The sequence below is a fragment of the Aromatoleum anaerobium genome (assembly GCF_012910705.2).
Taxonomy (GTDB): Bacteria; Pseudomonadota; Gammaproteobacteria; order Burkholderiales; family Rhodocyclaceae; genus Aromatoleum; species Aromatoleum anaerobium.
Window position 1 is genome coordinate 322,916 of record NZ_WTVG02000037.1, and the last position, 17,709, is coordinate 340,624.

A 17,709-nucleotide genomic window follows, 5' to 3' on the forward strand; every position below is an offset into this window, starting at 1 on the left:
CGTTTCGCTTCGGTTAGAATTCCAAGTCTGAACCCGAAGTGGCGCAGGCCGACGAGAGCCGAGCGCCCGATTTCCGAGCCGAGGACATCATGCCCCAGTACCGTTCCCGTACTTCCACCGCTGGCCGCAACATGGCGGGCGCCCGCGCGCTGTGGCGCGCCACCGGCATGAAGGACGGCGATTTCGAAAAACCGATCATCGCGATCGCCAACAGCTTCACGCAGTTCGTGCCCGGCCACGTGCACCTGAAGGACCTCGGCCAGCTGGTTGCGCGCGAGATCGAGGCGGCGGGCGGCGTGGCGAAAGAATTCAACACCATCGCCGTCGACGACGGCATCGCGATGGGCCACGCCGGGATGCTCTATTCGCTGCCGTCGCGCGAGCTGATCGCCGACAGCGTCGAATACATGGTCAACGCGCACACCGCGGACGCGCTGGTGTGCATCTCGAACTGCGACAAGATCACCCCCGGCATGCTGATGGCCGCGCTGCGGCTGAACATCCCGGCGATCTTCGTGTCCGGCGGGCCGATGGAAGCGGGCAAGGTCAAGTGGGAAGCCAAGGTGATCTCGCTCGATCTCGTCGATGCGATGGTCAAGGCGGCCGACAGCAGCTGCTCGGACGCCGAGGTCGATGCGATCGAGCGCTCCGCGTGCCCCACCTGCGGCTCGTGTTCCGGCATGTTCACCGCGAACTCGATGAACTGCCTCACCGAAGCGCTGGGGCTGTCGCTGCCGGGCAACGGCACGGTGCTCGCGACGCATGCCGACCGCGAGCAGCTGTTCCTGCGCGCTGGCCGCACGATCGTCGACATGGCGCGGCGCTACTACGAAAAGGATGACGCGTCGGTGCTGCCGCGTTCGATCGCGACCTTCCAGGCGTTCGAGAACGCGATCACGCTCGACGTCGCGATGGGCGGCTCGACGAACACGGTGCTGCACCTGCTCGCCGCCGCACGTGAAGCCGGGGTGGATTTCACGATGGCCGACATCGACCGCATCTCGCGCAAGGTGCCGTGCCTGTGCAAGGTCGCGCCGGCGGTAGCCGACGTGCATATCGAGGACGTGCACCGCGCAGGCGGCATCATGGCGATCCTCGGCGAACTGAACCGCGCCGGCCTGCTGCATGCTGAACTGCCGACTGTGCACAGCAAGACGATGGCCGAAGCGCTGTCGCGCTGGGACGTCATGCAGGCCCACGACAACGCGGTGTTCGAATTCTACAAGGCCGCTCCCGGCGGCGTGCCGACGCAGGTCGCGTTCTCGCAGAACCGGCGCTGGAACGAACTCGACATGGATCGCTCGCACGGCGTGATTCGTGACCGGGCGAACGCGTTCACGCAGGAGGGCGGTCTCGCGGTGCTGTACGGCAACATTGCCGAGAAAGGCTGCATCGTCAAGACCGCCGGAGTCGATGAATCGATCTGGACTTTCACCGGACGCGCGCGCGTGTTCGAGAGCCAGGAAGCGGCCGTCGAAGGCATTCTCGACGACCGGATCAAAGCCGGCGACGTCGTCGTGATCCGCTACGAAGGGCCCAAGGGCGGTCCCGGCATGCAGGAGATGCTGTACCCGACGAGCTATCTGAAATCGAAGGGGCTCGGCAAGGAATGCGCGCTGCTGACCGACGGCCGTTTTTCCGGCGGCACTTCGGGCCTGTCGATCGGCCACGTCTCCCCGGAAGCGGCGTGCGGCGGCGCGATCGGCCTGGTCGAGGAGGGCGACTCGATCGAGATCGACATCCCGAACCGGCGCATCCACCTCGCCATACCCGATGAAGTGCTGGCCACCCGCCGTGCCGCGATGAACGCGAAGGGCCACAAGGCGTGGAAGCCGGAAGGGCGCCAACGTGTCGTCTCGGCGGCGCTGCAGGCCTATGCGGCACTGACGACCAGCGCAGACACCGGCGGCGTGCGGGATGTGACGCAAGTCCAGCGCTGACACGAGGCGGACGGAATCCGGTGAAGGCGCGTCCATGTTGCGGCGGGTGAGTTGTTCGGCTGGCTGATGCGGCTGTTCGGCGGCAGGCCGGCGGCGCCGCTCGTCGTCGCGGCGCCGCCGGCCACAGTCGTCGTTGCCGCGGCCGACTCCACCGCGGCGCCGTCGGCCGCCGTTCGACCGGCCGCACTGGCTGATGACGTTGCTGTAGACGAGGACCGTGACGACGTGGCCGTGCCTTTGCTGTGTCGCACCGAGGTCCTCGATCGCGACCAGTGCCTCCTCGGTTACGCGTTCGAACTGCGCGAGGATCTCGCGGGCCGCATCCGTGCCCCCGGACGGCGCGCGCGCGATTTCGTCAACGCTCTGCTTGTCGAGCAGCTTGCGCACTACCGGCACGGCGCAACCTTGCGCAATCGCGACCTTTGCATACGCGTATGGGACGGATTTCTCGCACAGCCCGTGCTGGAACGCCTCGTCGGGCTGCATGTCGCGCTGCTCGTCCAGCCCGAGAACCCGGCCCGTGCGGCCGGCGGCGAAACAATCGCCCATGCACGCCGGCTGCGGGGGCTGGGGATGCGCATCGCGCTCGACCACAACGATCCCGGGCCGTGGCTCGAGAGCCTGCTGCCGGTCGCCGATGCGGTCGTGTTCCGCATGGGGTTCTGCGTGCCCGAGGAGGTCTCGCTGTTCGCCCGCGCGATCGCACGGCGGCAGCCAGGCGTGGCAGTCTGGGCGTGGGACGTCGGTACCCACGACGACTTCGAACTCGCGCGCAGCGCCGGATGCTCGGCCTTTGCCGGCGGATTCGTGACGCGTCGCGACGACTGGAAAGGCAACAGCCTTTCGCCGCACGGGGCGCGCCTCGCCTCGCTGCTCGACCGCTTGCACCGCGGCGTCGAGACACAGGAGATCGCGCAGATCCTCAAGCATGACCTCGCGCTCGCTTATCGCCTGCTGCGCTATGTGAATGCCGCCGGGTGGGGGCTCAACCACCACATCACCTCGGTCGAGCAGGCGGTGCTGCTGCTCGGCCGGGAGCCGCTGCAGCGCTGGGTCTCGATGATGCTGCTCGGGAGCGCGCGCAGCGTGCCCGGGGCGGGCGTGGTGCTCGAGGTGGCACTGACGCGGGCCCGTTTCCTCGAACTGCTCGGGGCGCTTCGCGGTGAGCGGGACCCGGCTGCGCAGCTGTTCGTGCTGGGCCTTTTTTCGCTGCTGGACGTGGCGCTGAAAGTGCCCATCGAGGACGCGATTCGCCCGCTCAAGCTCTCGGCGGCGATGCAGGACGCGATCCTGAACCGGCGCGGGCCCATGGCGCCGTACCTCGAACTGGCGCTGGCGCTCGAACAGGGCGACGCGCAGCGGATGAAGTCCTTCGCCGACGTGCTGGGCGTCGAGCCGGGCGAGCTCATCCGGCTCCAGTTCGAGGCGCTCGACTGGGTTCAGGCCGCCGAGGCCTGATTGCGCTTCGGTTGCCGTGCCGGCAGCCCTTCTTGACCGCCTGGCGACCGCCCTCTACCATCCGCCGCATGGACGCAGAACTCAACAAGCTCGAGAACCAGCTCGAACAGCTGATCGGCCTGTACGAATCGGGCAGGGTCGAAATACGCGAACTGCGGACCCGGCTCGCCGGACTGGAGGCCGATAACCGGGCGCTGGCCGAAAAGGTGCGCTTCGCGACGGGCAAACTCGAATCCTTGCTTGAACAATTGCCGGAATCCTGACATGCCCTCGGACACACTCGACATCACCTTGCTCGGCAAGGCTTACTCCGTGACCTGTCGCCCGGAAGACAAGGAAGATCTGCTCGCGGCGGTTTCCTATCTGGACGAAAAACTCAACAGTCTGGCGGGCAAGACGCGCGCGTCGGGGGAGAAGCTTGCGATGATGACGGCACTGAACATCGCCCACGAATTTTTGCAGTTTCAGCGCACCGGCGGGTTTGACATGCAGGCCGTGAAGCGTAGAATCAGTTTCGTAAATGCACGCCTCGACGGGGTGCTCGCGCAGCGGGAAAAGCTTTTTTGACAAAGGCTTGGCGCGAGTTGGACAAAGGCTTGGCGTGAGTTGAAAGATCAATCCCCCGCCTGTTCGTTGAAGTCGTAGATTCCTTGGACCAATGTCGAGAGACTTGGTCGCGGACCATGGATGCCGCAGGTGTGCACGCCCCTCGCCGGGTGAGCCTGATGCGGAAGGGAAGCGACCTCCCTGAACCCCAGGTTCAGGATGCCGGCGGAGACGAAACAGGTGGGGGGCCAAATTGAGAGGCACGGATTGCGGTCCGTGCCTCTCTTGTTTTTTGCGGGCGTTTTTCATTAATTGCCGGCTGATGGGACTGGAAGCATGGTTTTCGATGTGTGGTGGTTGAGCTACCTTGCGCTCGGTGCGTTCGTCGGTTTCTTTGCCGGCCTGCTGGGCGTCGGCGGCGGCGGGATCATGGTGCCGGTGCTGACGAGCCTCTTCATCGCGCAGGGTTTCGCCGCAGGCAGCGTCGTGCATCTCGCACTCGGTACGTCGATGGCGGCGATCGTGATGACTTCGCTGTCGAGTCTGCGCGCCCACCATCGCCATGGCGCCGTGCGCTGGGATGTCGTGCGCAGCATCACCCCGGGAATCCTGCTCGGCACCTTCGCCGCGACCTTCATCGCGTCAAGGGTCGCTTCCGAGCCGCTGGCGATCTTCTTTGCCGGCTTCATGGCTTACGTGGCGCTGCAGATGCTCGCGAACGTCAAGCCGAAGCCCTCGCGCGAATTGCCGGGATTGCTCGGCATGAGCGCGGTCGGTGCAGGGATCGGGGGCGTATCCGCCCTCGTCGCGATCGGTGGCGGGTCGTTGTCCGTGCCGTTCATGACCTGGTGCAACGTCAAGGTCCATAACGCGATCGGCACGTCGGCTGCGATCGGATTGCCAATCGCCCTCGCGGGCACCGCCGGTTACCTGGTCAATGGCTGGGATGGCGCGGGGATGCCCCCATACAGCCTGGGCTTCATCTACCTGCCGGCGTTGCTGCTGGTCAGCGGCGTGAGCATGTTCACCGCGCCCCTCGGCGCGAAACTCGCCCACCAGTTGCCGGTCGCAACGCTGAAGAAGGTGTTCGCGGGCGTGCTGATCCTGCTGTGCGCGAAGATGTTGCACGCGATTTTCTTTTGAGTTGAGCCCGGCCGGTTTGCGGGGCGGCAAGGGGGAGGTCGAGTCATGAGGCGATTGCGGGCGGTCGGCGAGATGGCCGACGCAGATCCGGAGGCATTGCGCGAGGCATGCATCGGGGCCTATCGCGACATCCGGGCGGACAGCGAAGCGCTGGTCGCGCCGTTGTGCACCGAGGATTTCGTTATCCAGACTGCCGACGAGGCGAGCCCGGCCAAGTGGCACCTGGCTCACGTGAGCTGGTTCTTCGAGACTTTCATCCTGCGCGAATACTCGCCGGGCTATGTCGAGTTCGATCCTGCGTACCGGGTCCTGTTCAATTCCTATTACGAGCAGATCGGCGCTTTTCATCCGCGCGCGGCACGCGGATCCCTTTCCCGGCCGACCGTCGAGGAAATCTACCGCTATCGCGCTCACGTCGATCGCCACATGCTCGAACTGCTCGACGACCGCCGCGACCGGCCGTGGCCGGAAATCCTCGAGCGCCTCGAAATCGGACTGAACCACGAACAGCAGCATCAGGAGCTGCTGCTGACCGACATCAAGCGCAATTTCAGCGTCAATCCGCTGCGTCCTGCCTATCGCGCAGAGCTGCCGGTGGCGCCGGGGCGTTCGCGCAGCGCGCTCGAGTGGATAAGTTTTGGCGGCGGCCTGTGCGAGGTCGGTGATGCCGGGGAAGGATTCGCGTACGACAACGAGCGCCCGCGCCACCGCGTGTGGCTTGACCCTTTCCGGCTGGCGTCCCGGCCGGTGACCAACGGCGAGTTCCTTGCGTTCATGGAATCGGGCGGTTATGCCAATCCGGCGCTGTGGCTGTCGGACGGCTGGGCGCAGGTGAAGCAGTCGGCATGGAGCAGCCCGCTGTACTGGGAGCGCATCGACGGCGAATGGTGGCAGTTCACGCTGGGCGGGATGCGCCGCGTGCATCCGGACGAACCGGTCTGCCACGTCAGCTACTACGAAGCGGACGCCTTCGCGACGTGGTCGGGGCGGCGTCTGCCAAGCGAGGCCGAATGGGAAGTGGCTGCCGCGGGTCAGGGGGTGGGCGGAAATTTCCGCGATGCGGGCTATCTCCATCCTGTCGTCGCGGATGCCGGTGAAGGCCTGCGCCAGCTCTATGGCGACGTGTGGGAACACACCGCCTCGGCGTATCTGCCGTATCCGGGCTTCCATGCCGCAGCCGGCGCGCTGGGCGAGTACAACGGCAAGTTCATGTGCAGCCAGATGGTGCTGCGCGGCGGCTCATGCGCGACCCCTGCCGACCATGTACGCCCGACCTATCGGAATTTCTTCTATCCGCACGAGCGCTGGCAGTTCCAGGGCTTTCGTCTCGCCGAGGACGGTGACTGAAACTTCGCCGCCGGCCTCCTTGGGGCTCACGGTGCCGGCGTCAATCCCTCCATCAGCGTCTTCAGGTTGTGACGCATCATGTCGAGGTAGGTCGGTGCCGGACCGTCGACGCTCGATAGCGCGTCCGAGTACAGCGTCCCGCCGAGCCGCGCGCCGCTCTCGTGGCTGATGCGTTCGGCCAGCCGCGGATCACTGATGCTCTCGACGAACACGGCAGGGGCTTGCTCGCGCCGCAACTGGCGGATCAGCTGCGCGATGCCGCTCGCCGAAGGCTCGGACTGGGTGCTGATCCCGGCCGCGGCGAGGAAACGGACGTCGTAGGCGTGGCTGAAGTAGCCGAAGGCGTCGTGCGAGCTGACGACCTTGCGCCGTGCCGCCGGCACCGTTTCAAGCGTGCGGCGGATCGTCGCGTCGAGGGCTTCCAGTTCCGCCGTGTAGCGGGCGGCATTCTGCCGGTAGACGGCCGCACCGGCGGGATCGGCCTGGATCAGCGCCTCAGCGATGTTGGCGACGTAACGGATCGCGTTCGAGACGTCCTGCCACGCATGCGGGTCCACGGCGCCTTTGTGGGCATGTCCGTGTCCATCTTCTTCCGCGAGCGGCCGGATCCCGGCGCTGGCGATCAGGATCGTGCCCCGGTAACCCGCGGATTGAGCCAGGCGCTGGACCCATTCGTCGAAGCCGAGGCCGTTGGCGACGATCAGCCGCGCGTTGCCGAGGCGCCGGGCGTCCGAGGGGCGGGGCTGGTAGTTGTGGGCGTCGGCGCCGGCGCCCACGAGGGTCGTCACGGCAACACGTTCTCCGCCGACGCGGCTGACGAAGTCGCCGAGGATGCTGAAGCTCGCGACCACTTCGAGCGGCGCGGCGCGCAGCGCCGGGGCGGCGAGGGCAAGAGCGAGCGCGAGCGCGGCGAGGAGGGCGATTTTCAGAGGATTCATCGATTGCGTGACGACCGGGCGGTTCAGGATTCGAGATGCGGGCGGCGGTCGAGCCGCGCGCCGAGCATGCCGCCGGGCGCCAGCGCGAGCGACAGCAGATAGACGGCGCCGGCGGCCAGGATGATCGCCGGCCCGGCCGGGACGTCGGCGTGAAACGACGCGAGCAGACCGCCGATGCCGCTTGCCAGCGCGATCACGATCGCCAGCCCCAGCATCGAAGGCAGGCGCCTGACCCACAGCCGCGCTGCGGCGGCAGGGAGAATCATGATGCCCACTGCCATCAGCGTCCCGAGCGCGTGAAAGCCGCTGACGAGATTCAACACGACGAGGACCAGGAAGCCATAGTGGGCGACCGGGCTCGTGCCGCTGACGCTGCGCAGGAACGCGGCATCGAAGCATTCGATCACCAGCGGGCGGTAGAGCAGCGCCAGCGCGAACAGCGTCAGCGTCGAGATCGCGCTGATCAGCAGCAGCGAGTTGTCGTCGAGGGCCAGCACCGAGCCGAACAGCACGTGCAGCAGGTCGAGGTTGCGCCCGCGCAGCGACACGATCATCACGCCGGTTGCGATCGACAGCAGATAGAACGCGGCGAGGCTGGCGTCCTCCTTGAGGATCGACGAGCGCGCGACGAGCCCCGCGGCGAGCGCGACAACCAGGCCGGCGATGATGCCACCGACGGTCATCGCGCCGAGCGACAGGCCGAACGCAAGGTAACCCAGTGCCGCGCCCGGCAGGATCGCGTGCGCCATCGCGTCGCCCATCAGGCTCATGCGGCGCAACAGCAGGAACACCCCGACCGGCGTCGCGCCCAGTGCGAGCGCGAGGCAGCCGGCCAGGCCGCGGCGCATGAATTCGAAGTCGAAAAATGGCGCGAACAGGGCGTCTGCGATCATGCGGCCCCCCGCTCGGGTTGCCGCTGGCAGACGCGCGCCGCGTCGTCGAAATCGCTCGCGAGACGGCGCGCGATGGCGAGGCGCTCGCTGGTGAGGACTTCGGCGGTGGGGCCGAAGCCGACCGGTTCGCGCGCAAGCAGCAGGCATTCGGGAAAGTGCCGGCGCACGAGCTCCAGATCGTGCAGTACCGCGAGAATCGTCCGGCCTTCGGCATGCCAGCCGAGGACGATCGCGACCAGATCCTCGATGGTGCGGGTGTCGATGGCGTTGAACGGCTCGTCGAGCAGCAGCAGCGGCGCATCCTGGAGCATCATCCGGGCGAAGCGCGCACGCTGCAGCTGTCCGCCCGACAGCGCGCCGATCTGGCGCGACTCGAAGCCGGACAGGCCGACCGCGGCGAGCGCCCCGTGCACGCGTTCGGCCTGGTCGCGGCGCAGTCCGCCGAACGCGCCGATGTCGCGCCACAATCCCATCGCGACCATGTCGAAAACGCATACCGGAAAGCTGCGGTCCATCTCGTTCTGCTGCGGCAGGTAGGCGACGCCTTCGCGGCCGGCCTTGAGCCGGAAAGTCCCCTGCAGCGGCGAGAGTTCGCCGGTCAGCGCCTTGAGCAGCGTCGATTTGCCGGCGCCGTTCGGGCCGACGATCGCGACCAGTGCGCCGCTCGCAATGTCGCAGCTGAGGTGGTGCACGGCCGGGTGGCGGTCGTAGCCGAGCGTGAGGTTTTCCAGGCGCAGCGCCGGGACGTCGATGTCGCGTTTCATGAAAGTGCCCAGCCGATCGTGATCCACAGCAGCGCCGCGCCGGCGGCGGCGAGGGCGAGCCGGGTGCCGACGCCCTGGACGAGAACCGACGAGCCGAACGAGGGGTGAGGGTGAGGGGGCGCGAGCGGAGCGTGCCGGCCGTGCCCCTGCGAGGCGTCGTGGTGCGGCGCGGTTGCGGCGGCCGGAGGTGGACGGATTCATCGTCGGGGAGGGTGGCAGGTTCGTCGCGAGTGCCGTGTCCACCGGCGCTCATGTACCCTCGGCCCGCCGCCGGCCGCAGTCCGGGCACGTGCCGTGGAAGACGAGTTCGGCCCGCTCGGGGCGATATCCCGCAGGCAGCGCCAGGCTTTCGTCCGGGCGTATCGATTCCAGGCACACGACGTGGCCGCAGCGGTCGCAATGGAAATGCGCATGCGCGCCGGCGTTGTCGCCGCCGCTGTTGAAGCGCCCCGCGCGGTCCGGTCCGCTGACGCGATGGGCGAGCCCCTGCTCGACGAGCCAGTCGAGCGCGCGGGTAGAGCGTCACGCGGTCGTGGTGCACGTCGAGCGCGAGCAGCCGCGCCGCGATGTCGTCATGGCTCAGCGAATGGGCGCTGTCGCGCAGGATCCCGAGTACCGCGAGGCGCGTCCGCGTAATGCGCCCCCCGCATGCGGCGATCAGTGCGGCGGTGCTTTCTCGGAAGGGAGGGTCGGGGCGGCATCGTGCTGGTGCGGGGAGCGGAGTGTCACTAATGCAACATTGTAGCATTTCAGGGGTGAGGGCTGCGCGACATGCTGATGCTGTCTGCTTTTCTTGGCGTGACCGGCATTTTCAACGATACGATTTGCATTGTCCGGACGGCTGCCATGGGAGCCGCGGTGAAGCGGCGCGGCCCCGGCGCTGAAGTGAGAATCTTGTCACGAGCCTCTGCTGCGAGTTATGCAACAATTTGTTCGAGGCAACGAGCGGCGGTGAAGGCCCGTGTTGCCGGTCCTGTTTCCAGTATTCCCGGCGGAGAGTGCGTGGCAGAAGCGGACGAGCGTTCTGGTGACTGCGTTCTCGCGGAGGTGGGAACCGCCGGAGAGCAGGAGCCGGCTCGCGCCGAACCGTCACGCGTCGATGCAGCGGCACTGGCACCCGGCGACCCTCTTCTCGAGTGCCTGCTGCTGCTTGCGCGCACCTACGGCGGCAACCTGACGCGCGACGCCGCCGTTGCCGGTTTACCGCTCGACGGTGCCCGTCTGCCGCCGTCGTTGTTCGCCCGCGCGGCAAAACGTGCAGGATTGCACAGCAGCGTTGTCCGATGTCCGCTGGACGGCCTGAACGATGCGCTGTTTCCCGTCGTCCTGCTGCTTCACGACCGGTCCGCGTGCATGTTGCTCGGCCGCGATGCGCAGCGCAACGTCGCCCGCGTGGTGTTCCCGGAGCTGGGCGACTCGGATGTCGAGCTCCCGATGGCGGACCTCGAGGCGCGCTACGCCGGTGATGCGATCTACGTGCGCCCCGCGCATCGCTTCGATGCGCGCGCGCCGGAAGTGCGGCCGGCCCGTCGCCAGCACTGGTTCTGGGGCGTGATCGCCGAGAATCGCGCGCTGTACCGGGACGTGCTGCTGGCGGCGCTGATGATCAACCTGTTCGCCGTCGCGATGCCGCTGTTCGTCATGAATGTCTATGACCGAGTCGTCCCGAACCAGGCCGTCGAAACGCTGTGGGTGCTGGGCGCGGGGATGTTGATCGTCCTCGTCGGTGACGTGGTCCTGCGCACGATGCGCGGCTACTTCGTCGATCTCGCCGGCAGCCGCGCCGACGTGAAGCTTTCGGCGGCGATCATGGAGCGGGTCCTCGGCCTGCGCATGGAGCAGCGTCCGGAGTCGGCCGGATCGTTCGCCGCGAACCTGCGCGCGTTCGAGTCGGTACGCGACTTCATCAGCTCGGCCACGGTCGTCGTTTTCATCGATGTGCCGTTCGCGCTGCTGTTCCTGCTCGTGATCGGCTGGATTGCGTGGCCGCTGGTGCTGCCTTTCCTGTTCGGCGTCGCGCTGCTGCTTGTGTACGCGATGGCGGTGCAGGGGCGGATGCATGAACTGGCGGAGACCACTTATCGTGCCGGTGCGCAGCGCAACGCGACGCTTGTCGAGGCGCTGGTCGGCATGGAGACGGTCAAGGCGCTCGGCGCGGAGGCGCCAATTCAACGCAAATGGGAGAAGAGCGTCGCGCTGCTCGCGCGCGTCGGCTCGCAGTTGCGGCTGCTGTCGGCGACCGCGACGAACGGTGCCGCGTGGGTGCAGCACACCGTCAGCGTGGTGGTCATCATTCTCGGCGTGTACCTGATCGGCGACAGCCGGCTCAGCGTCGGCGGGCTGATCGCGTGTTTCATGCTTTCGTCGCGCGCGATGTCGCCGATCGGCCAGGTTGCCGGACTGCTGGTTCAGTATCATGCCGCAGCCACCGCGCTCGCGTCGCTCGACACGCTGATGAAGAAGGAAATCGAGCGCCCCGAGGCGTCGTCGTTCATCAGCCGCCAGTCGTTCCGCGGCGACATCGAGTTCCGCAACGTCAGCTTCCATTACCCGGGCCAGGAAACCGAAGCGCTGCGCAATGTGTCGCTGCAGATCCGCGCCGGTGAGCACGTCGCGATCCTCGGCCGCATCGGCTCGGGCAAGACGACGCTCGAGAAGCTCATTCTCGGGCTGTTCCGCCCGACGGCTGGGGCCGTGCTGATCGACGGCATCGACCAGCGCCAGCTCGATCCGGCCGAACTGCGCCGCCATATCGGCTATGTCCCCCAGGACGTCACGCTGTTCTACGGGTCGCTGCGGCAGAACATCACGATGGCGACGCCGTTCGCCAATGATGCCGCAGTGCTGCGCGCGGCGACGACTGCCGGCATCACCGAGTTCGTCAACATCCATCCGCAAGGCTTCGACATGCAGGTCGGCGAGCGCGGCGCGTCGTTGTCCGGCGGTCAGCGGCAGGGGGTCGCGATCGCGCGCGCCCTCATCAACGATCCGCCGATCCTGCTGCTCGACGAGCCGACCGCGTCGATGGACCGCTCGAGCGAGGAGGAGCTCAAGGGCCGGCTGCGGGCGTTTGCATGCGGCAAGACGATGATCGTCGTCACTCACCGTACTTCGCTGCTGGACCTCGTCAGCCGCATCGTCGTGGTCGACGGCGGCCGGATCGTGGCCGACGGCCCGAAGGAACAGGTCGTCGAAGCGCTGCGCCAGGGCCGGGTCGGGAGGGCGCTGTGATGGGTGATTACGGCCGGGCAGCGTTCGAGCGCGTCGGCGACGTGTCGGAGCGCGTCGCGCAGCCGGCGCGCCCGTTGTTCGGGCGGTTTTTCGCCCGCCTGATTCCGCCGCCCCCGGCCGACGACGGCCTCGACTGGGCGTGCGACGCCGACTGGGCACGCCTGCAGCAGGAGCCGCTGCGCGCCCGCATGCTGCTGCGCGTCGTCGCCGGCGTGATCGTGCTGCTGTTGCTGTGGGCGGGTTTTGCGCAGGTCGACGAAGTCACCCGCGGCGAAGCGAAAGTGGTCCCGTCGTCGCAGGTGCAGATCATCCAGACCGTGGACGGCGGCGTCGTCGAGCAGATGCCGGTGCGCGAGGGGCAGGTCGTCAACGCGGGCGAGTTGCTGCTGCGTATCGATCCGACCCGCTTCGTCTCGTCGCTGGCCGAAAACCGCTCGCAGTTCTTCGCGCTGCAGGCGAAGGCCGCGCGCCTCGAGGCGCTGACGAACGGCACCCCCTTCACGCTGCCCGACGAAGTGCTGCGCGAGGTCCCGGAAATCGCCGCCCACGAACGCCTGCTGCACGCATCCAGCGTCGCCGGCATGGAGGCGCAGCTGTCGATCGCCCGCCAGCAGCTGACCCAGCGCCAGCAGGAGCTCAATGAAGTGCGCGCGCGCCACGAACAGGCGAGCCGCGGTTTCCAGTTGGCGATGCAGGAACTCGGCGTCACCCGGCCGCTGGTCAAGTCCGGCGCGGTCTCGGAGGTCGATATCCTGCGCCTCGAACGCGACGTGTCACGCCTGCGCGGCGATCGCGACCAGTCGACCGCGCAGATCTCGCGCATCCAGTCGGCGATTGCCGAGGCGACGCGCAAGATCCAGGAAGTCGAGCTGAGCGTGCGTAACGAGATGCGCAGCGAGTTGTCCGACACGATGGCCAGGCTCGGCAGCCTGTCGGAAGGCAGCCGGGCGCTCGCCGACCGCGTCAAGCATGCCGAAGTGCGCTCGCCGGTGCGCGGCACCGTCAAGCGCCTGCTCGTCAATACCGTCGGCGGCGTCGTCCAGCCGGGGCGGGAGGTCGTCGAGATTGTCCCGCTCGACGACGCGCTGATCCTCGAAGCGCAGGTCAAGCCGAAGGACATCGCTTTCCTGCGCCCGGGGCAGGCGGCGCTCGTCAAATTCACCGCCTATGACTTCGCCATTTACGGCGGGCTCGATGCGACAGTGGAGCACATCGGCGCGGACACCGTCATTGATGACAAAGGCAACGCGTTTTATACCGTCAGGGTGCGCACGCAAAAATCCAGCCTGGGCGAAAATCTTCCGATCATTCCCGGCATGGTCGCAGAAATCGACATCCTCACCGGCAAGAAAACCATCCTCTCCTACCTGCTGAAGCCCGTCCTGCGGGCCAAGGCCAACGCACTGTCCGAACGATGAACCGAAACCTCTTCGCCTGCTCTGCAGCGGTGGCTCCGTCGGAACGCTGGCTCGAAGCGTTTCCGGACGGCATGCGTGCCGATGCGGGCGACGTCCTCTCGACGGCGCGCCCTTTGGACGTCATCTGGGTCGCCACTGCCCATGCCGACTGGCCGGCGCTGGTCGCCCGGTTCCACTGCACCCTGCCACAGTCGCCGCTCGTCGTCGTCACGATGGTGCCGGAAGCCGACGAGGCGATCGTCGCGCTCGAGCATGGCGCGCGCGGCTATTGCCACGCGCTGGCGGTGCCCGGCTTGCTGCGCGAGGTCGAGCTCGTCGCTCGGCATGGTGGCCTGTGGGTCGGCGCGGAATTGATGGCGCGGCTCGTCGATGCCGCCGCACGGGCGCTCGCCGCCCCCGGCAGGGCTCCGCTGCCGGCCAATCTCTCGGCCCGCGAAAGTGAAGTCGCGCGCGAGACGGCGGCGGGGTTGAGCAACAAGGAGATCGCTTCGAAGCTCGGTATCACCGAACGGACGGTGAAGGCGCACCTGGGCGCAATCTTCGACAAGCTCGGCGTGCGCGACCGGCTCCAGCTGGTCCTCCGGCTGTCGGCGCACAGCAGCGCGGTGATCGCGGACTGAACGATGATTTTCATCAAGCGCAATGCCAGGGGAGAAGTGATTGCCGTCAGCCGCGAACCGGTCGCCTGCGACAACCTCGAAGCAGGCGGCTGGGAGGTCGCCAACAGTGACGAACCCGAGGTCGTCGCCTTCTGCTGCCTGATCACCGAATCCGCCAACCCGCTGAGCCCTTCCGACCTCGGGCTGGTGCGCGTGCTCGAAGACCTGATCGACCTGCTGATCGACCGCGCCGTGATCCGCTTCACCGACCTGCCGCCCGCTGCGCAGGCGAAGCTGATGGAGCGGCGCGGCACCCGCGAGGCGATGCATCGGCTCGGGTCGTTCGACGACACCGGTGACGTGCTGTAACAGGTTTTTTCGCAGGCGGTTTCCCGGCGATTGACGTCGTCATCGGAACGATGCCTGCGTAATTGCGGCGGGCCGTGAAATTTCTCACGCCACTTGTCCTCCGGTGCAATAGGTTCGGCGCGAGGGGTGGCGTACGGTATCCGTCGACAGCAGACGTTGTGCCGCCGGCCGGTGCCGGCGACGCCTCTCGATCATTCAGGAGCAGCAATCATGGCCGGCCCCATCGCAACCGTCATTACAGTCACCGGTAACGCATATGCACGTGATGCCGAAGGCAGGGTTCGATCTCTCAGGCAGGGGGACGTGCTGACGGAAGGTGAAACGGTCGTTACCGCCGGGGGCGCCCGAGTCGCAATCATCCTCCCCGATGGCGACCTGTTCACCATGGCCGAAAATCAGTCCGTCAAGCTCGCCGCCGACATCACCGAAGCATCCCGCCCGGACGCCCAGGATGCCCGGATCGCCGGCGACACCGTCAACCTGATCATCGATGCGATCAATGAAGGCGCAAAGCTCGATGACGTACTCGAGGCCCCCGCGGCCGGCCTCGCCGGGGGCGGCGGCGGCGAAGGCAACAACTTCGTGCGCCTGCTGCGAATTATCGAAGAGGTGAACCCGGTCCAGTTCGACTTCAGCCTCTTCGCCGAGGACGAGTTGCTGCCGGTGCCGACGGGCAACGCACTTGTCGTCGACGAGACGGCGACGGTCACGCCGACGCTGACCGAAACGCTGACCGTTACCAGCACGGTGACGGGCGTCATCACCGACACCGTGGAAGGAGTGGTGACCGACACGGCAACGAGCGTCGTCACTGCGACGGAGCGCGGAATCGTGACGGCCACTGTCGGCGGCGGTCAGACGATCACGGTCACCGGCATCACGGAAACCGTGACGTCCGGCACGCAAACGGTGACCGGAACGGCATTGACCGAAACGGTGACGACCGGCACGGCGACGGTGACCGTGACGGCAACCCAAGCCGTGACCGAGACGGTGACAACCGGCACGCAGACGATCGAGCTGACGGCGACTGAAGCTGCGACCGAAACGGTCACGACCGGCACGCAGACGATCGAGCTGACGGCAACCGAAGCCGCGACCGAGACGGTCACGACCGGCACTCAGACGATCGAGCTGACGGCGACCGAAGCCGCGACCGAGACGGTCACGACCGGCACGCAGACGATCGAGCTGACGGCAACCGAAGCCGCGACCGAAACGGTCACGACGGGCACGCAGACGATCGAGCTGACGGCAACCGAAGCGGCGACCGAAACGGTGACGACGGGCACGCAGACGATCGAGCTGACGGCAACCGAAGCCGCGACCGAGACGGTCACGACGGGCACGCGGACGATCGAGCTGACGGCAACCGAAGCCGTGACCGAAACGGTGACGACGGGCACTCAGACGGTCGAGCTGACGGCAACCGAAGCCGTGACCGAAACCGTGACGACGGGCACGCAGACGGTGGACGTGACGGCGACCGAAGCGGCAACCGAGACGGTGACTGTCGGGACCGACACGGTCACGAACACCTACGTCACCGAAACGATCACGACGACCACTTCGTTCGATACGTCCGATCTGGCAATCACTGCGGCTGGCCCGAATGGAGAATATTCCGTCACTGATGCGCCGCTGACGGTCATATTTTCGACCACGGCTGGACATCTGGTGAACGCGAACAATGGCTATATCGCGATCGATAACCTGAACATCAATCCGGACGAGACGCTCTTCATTCGTTTCCAAGCCGAAGGCCTGCCCGTGTCCGTCAATGACGTAACGCTCGAAATCTTTGTTCCGGGCGGTTCTGCAAACTTCGACTGGTCGGCCTCGGACGGCAGTAGCGGCACGATTTCGACGGCAGGCGGGGAAGTGCTCATTCCTGGCGATTACACCGCCTTGACCATTACCGGCGTAAGCGGGGCGTTCAGACTCGGTCCCATTGTCGGGATTGCAACGGACGTGCAGGTGACTGAAACGGTCATCGCAACGGAGACCGAAACGGTCACCCTCACCGCTACCGGAACTGTCAGCGAGACGGTGACGACGGGGACCCAGACGGTCGCGGTGACGGCGACCGAAGCGGCGACGGAGACGGTGACGACGGGCACGCAGACGGTCGAGCTGACGGCAACCGAAGCGGCGACCGAGACGGTGACGGCGGGGACGCAGACGGTCGAGGTGACGGCAACGCAAGCCGTGACCGAGACGGTGACGCCAGGCACGCAGACGATCGAGGTGACGGCGACCGAAACCACGACCGAGACGGTGACGACGGGCACGCAGACGGTCGAGCTGACGGCGACCGAAGCCGAGACCGAGACAGTCACGACGGGCACGCAGACGGTCGAGCTGACGGCGACCGAAGCCGAGACCGAGACAGTGACGACAGGCACGCAGACGGTGGAGGTGACGGCAACCGAAGCGGCGACCGAGACGGTGACCACGGGCACTCAGACGGTCGAGGTGACGGCGACCGAAGTGGTGACCGAAACCGTGACGACGGGCACGCAGACGGTGGACGTGACGGCGACCGAAGCCGTGACCGACACCGTAACCGTCGGCACTCAGACGGTCGAAGAGTTCGGCACGGCCACGACCCCAACCGTGACTTCCGGCACCGAGACCGTAAGTTTCGTCACCGAAACCGTGGTCACGGCGACCGAAACGATCGCCGGCCCGACCGAGACAATCACGCTGACCGAATTCACCGACACCATCACCGTGAGCGAATTCACCGATACCGTGACCGTCGGTCACTTCACCGAGACCGTGACCGTCGGCCACTTCACCGAGACCGTCACCGAGACGGTAACGGCGGAGATCGGTCATTCGGCGGGTCAGCCGCTCGCGGCGATCGATGTGATCAGTGACGACGATCCGCTGATCGAAGGCGCGGAGCAGGCGAGTGGTTCGGGCGCCCCCGGCGGCGACGCGTTCGAATCCTTCGATCAGGACGCGATCAGCCGGATGTTGAGGAACGACGTGCCTTCCGGCGAATGACGCGTCAATGACGTGACGCCGGTGGCGGGCCCGCGGGTCCGCCATTTTCTC

At 66.8% G+C, this 17,709-nt stretch carries 14 protein-coding genes; 11 read left to right on the forward strand and 3 right to left on the reverse strand.

Annotated elements, in window-relative coordinates; all coding sequences use genetic code 11:
• Positions 1-89 precede the first annotated feature (89 nt).
• The 6 genes from ilvD (at position 90) to egtB (ending at position 6,434) form a co-directional block, all read left to right on the forward strand.
• Positions 90-1,940, forward strand: a complete 1,851-nt coding sequence (gene ilvD, locus GO606_RS07530; RefSeq protein ID WP_169119824.1) for a dihydroxy-acid dehydratase — start codon at positions 90-92, stop codon at positions 1,938-1,940.
• 51 nt (positions 1,941-1,991) lie between these two features.
• On the forward strand, positions 1,992-3,398 hold the full coding sequence (locus GO606_RS07535) for an EAL and HDOD domain-containing protein (protein ID WP_169119823.1): 1,407 nt from the start codon (positions 1,992-1,994) through the stop codon (positions 3,396-3,398).
• A gap of 68 nt (positions 3,399-3,466) precedes the next feature.
• Positions 3,467-3,661, forward strand: a complete 195-nt coding sequence (locus GO606_RS07540) for a hypothetical protein (protein WP_169119822.1) — start codon at positions 3,467-3,469, stop codon at positions 3,659-3,661.
• Between the two features lies 1 nt (position 3,662).
• Entirely contained in the window at positions 3,663-3,965 is a 303-nt protein-coding gene (locus tag GO606_RS07545; RefSeq protein WP_169119821.1) for a cell division protein ZapA, read from the forward strand.
• A 315-nt stretch (positions 3,966-4,280) separates the two neighbouring features.
• Entirely contained in the window at positions 4,281-5,087 is an 807-nt protein-coding gene (locus GO606_RS07550) for a sulfite exporter TauE/SafE family protein (RefSeq protein ID WP_169119820.1), read from the forward strand.
• A 45-nt stretch (positions 5,088-5,132) separates the two neighbouring features.
• Complete coding sequence (gene egtB, locus GO606_RS07555; protein WP_211166771.1) at positions 5,133-6,434, forward strand: ergothioneine biosynthesis protein EgtB; 1,302 nt, start codon at positions 5,133-5,135, stop codon at positions 6,432-6,434.
• Between the two features lie 26 nt (positions 6,435-6,460).
• On the opposite strand, the gene GO606_RS07560 is transcribed toward egtB, so the two are convergent.
• The 3 genes from GO606_RS07560 to GO606_RS07570 are packed head-to-tail and all read right to left on the reverse strand — an operon-like array spanning position 6,461 to position 9,029.
• Positions 6,461-7,372, reverse strand: a complete 912-nt coding sequence (locus GO606_RS07560; RefSeq protein WP_169119819.1) for a metal ABC transporter substrate-binding protein — start codon at positions 7,370-7,372, stop codon at positions 6,461-6,463.
• A 23-nt stretch (positions 7,373-7,395) separates the two neighbouring features.
• On the reverse strand, positions 7,396-8,265 hold the full coding sequence (locus GO606_RS07565; protein ID WP_169119818.1) for a metal ABC transporter permease: 870 nt from the start codon (positions 8,263-8,265) through the stop codon (positions 7,396-7,398).
• Complete coding sequence (locus GO606_RS07570; RefSeq protein ID WP_169119817.1) at positions 8,262-9,029, reverse strand: metal ABC transporter ATP-binding protein; 768 nt, start codon at positions 9,027-9,029, stop codon at positions 8,262-8,264. The genes GO606_RS07565 and GO606_RS07570 overlap by 4 nt, the downstream gene beginning before the upstream one ends.
• Positions 9,030-10,031: 1,002 nt before the next feature.
• Between GO606_RS07570 and GO606_RS07580 the strand changes: the two genes are divergently transcribed.
• From GO606_RS07580 to GO606_RS07600, 5 genes are all read left to right on the forward strand, one after another.
• Positions 10,032-12,260 carry a type I secretion system permease/ATPase gene (locus GO606_RS07580; RefSeq protein ID WP_425532195.1) on the forward strand — a complete coding sequence of 743 codons (2,229 nt, stop codon included), beginning with the start codon at positions 10,032-10,034 and terminating at the stop codon, positions 12,258-12,260.
• Entirely contained in the window at positions 12,260-13,678 is a 1,419-nt protein-coding gene (locus GO606_RS07585; RefSeq protein WP_169117687.1) for an HlyD family type I secretion periplasmic adaptor subunit, read from the forward strand. The genes GO606_RS07580 and GO606_RS07585 overlap by 1 nt, the downstream gene beginning before the upstream one ends.
• Complete coding sequence (locus tag GO606_RS07590) at positions 13,675-14,298, forward strand: helix-turn-helix transcriptional regulator (RefSeq protein WP_169117686.1); 624 nt, start codon at positions 13,675-13,677, stop codon at positions 14,296-14,298. The genes GO606_RS07585 and GO606_RS07590 overlap by 4 nt, the downstream gene beginning before the upstream one ends.
• Positions 14,299-14,301: 3 nt before the next feature.
• On the forward strand, positions 14,302-14,646 hold the full coding sequence (locus tag GO606_RS07595; RefSeq protein WP_169117685.1) for a hypothetical protein: 345 nt from the start codon (positions 14,302-14,304) through the stop codon (positions 14,644-14,646).
• Between the two features lie 210 nt (positions 14,647-14,856).
• The gene (locus GO606_RS07600) at positions 14,857-17,658 is read left to right on the forward strand and encodes a retention module-containing protein (RefSeq protein WP_169117684.1); all 2,802 of its coding nucleotides are present in this window, start codon (positions 14,857-14,859) and stop codon (positions 17,656-17,658) included.
• The last annotated feature ends 51 nt before the right edge of the window (positions 17,659-17,709 follow it).

Coding starts and splice junctions, on each gene's coding strand:
- ilvD (WP_169119824.1), top strand. CDS start 90: ATGCCCCAGTACCGTTCCCGTACTTCCACCGCTGGCCGCAACATGGCG.
- GO606_RS07540 (WP_169119822.1), top strand. CDS start 3,467: ATGGACGCAGAACTCAACAAGCTCGAGAACCAGCTCGAACAGCTGATC.
- GO606_RS07545 (WP_169119821.1), top strand. CDS start 3,663: ATGCCCTCGGACACACTCGACATCACCTTGCTCGGCAAGGCTTACTCC.
- GO606_RS07550 (WP_169119820.1), top strand. CDS start 4,281: ATGGTTTTCGATGTGTGGTGGTTGAGCTACCTTGCGCTCGGTGCGTTC.
- egtB (WP_211166771.1), top strand. CDS start 5,133: ATGAGGCGATTGCGGGCGGTCGGCGAGATGGCCGACGCAGATCCGGAG.
- GO606_RS07560 (WP_169119819.1), bottom strand. CDS start 7,372: ATGAATCCTCTGAAAATCGCCCTCCTCGCCGCGCTCGCGCTCGCTCTT.
- GO606_RS07565 (WP_169119818.1), bottom strand. CDS start 8,265: ATGATCGCAGACGCCCTGTTCGCGCCATTTTTCGACTTCGAATTCATG.
- GO606_RS07570 (WP_169119817.1), bottom strand. CDS start 9,029: ATGAAACGCGACATCGACGTCCCGGCGCTGCGCCTGGAAAACCTCACG.
- GO606_RS07585 (WP_169117687.1), top strand. CDS start 12,260: ATGGGTGATTACGGCCGGGCAGCGTTCGAGCGCGTCGGCGACGTGTCG.
- GO606_RS07590 (WP_169117686.1), top strand. CDS start 13,675: ATGAACCGAAACCTCTTCGCCTGCTCTGCAGCGGTGGCTCCGTCGGAA.
- GO606_RS07595 (WP_169117685.1), top strand. CDS start 14,302: ATGATTTTCATCAAGCGCAATGCCAGGGGAGAAGTGATTGCCGTCAGC.
- GO606_RS07600 (WP_169117684.1), top strand. CDS start 14,857: ATGGCCGGCCCCATCGCAACCGTCATTACAGTCACCGGTAACGCATAT.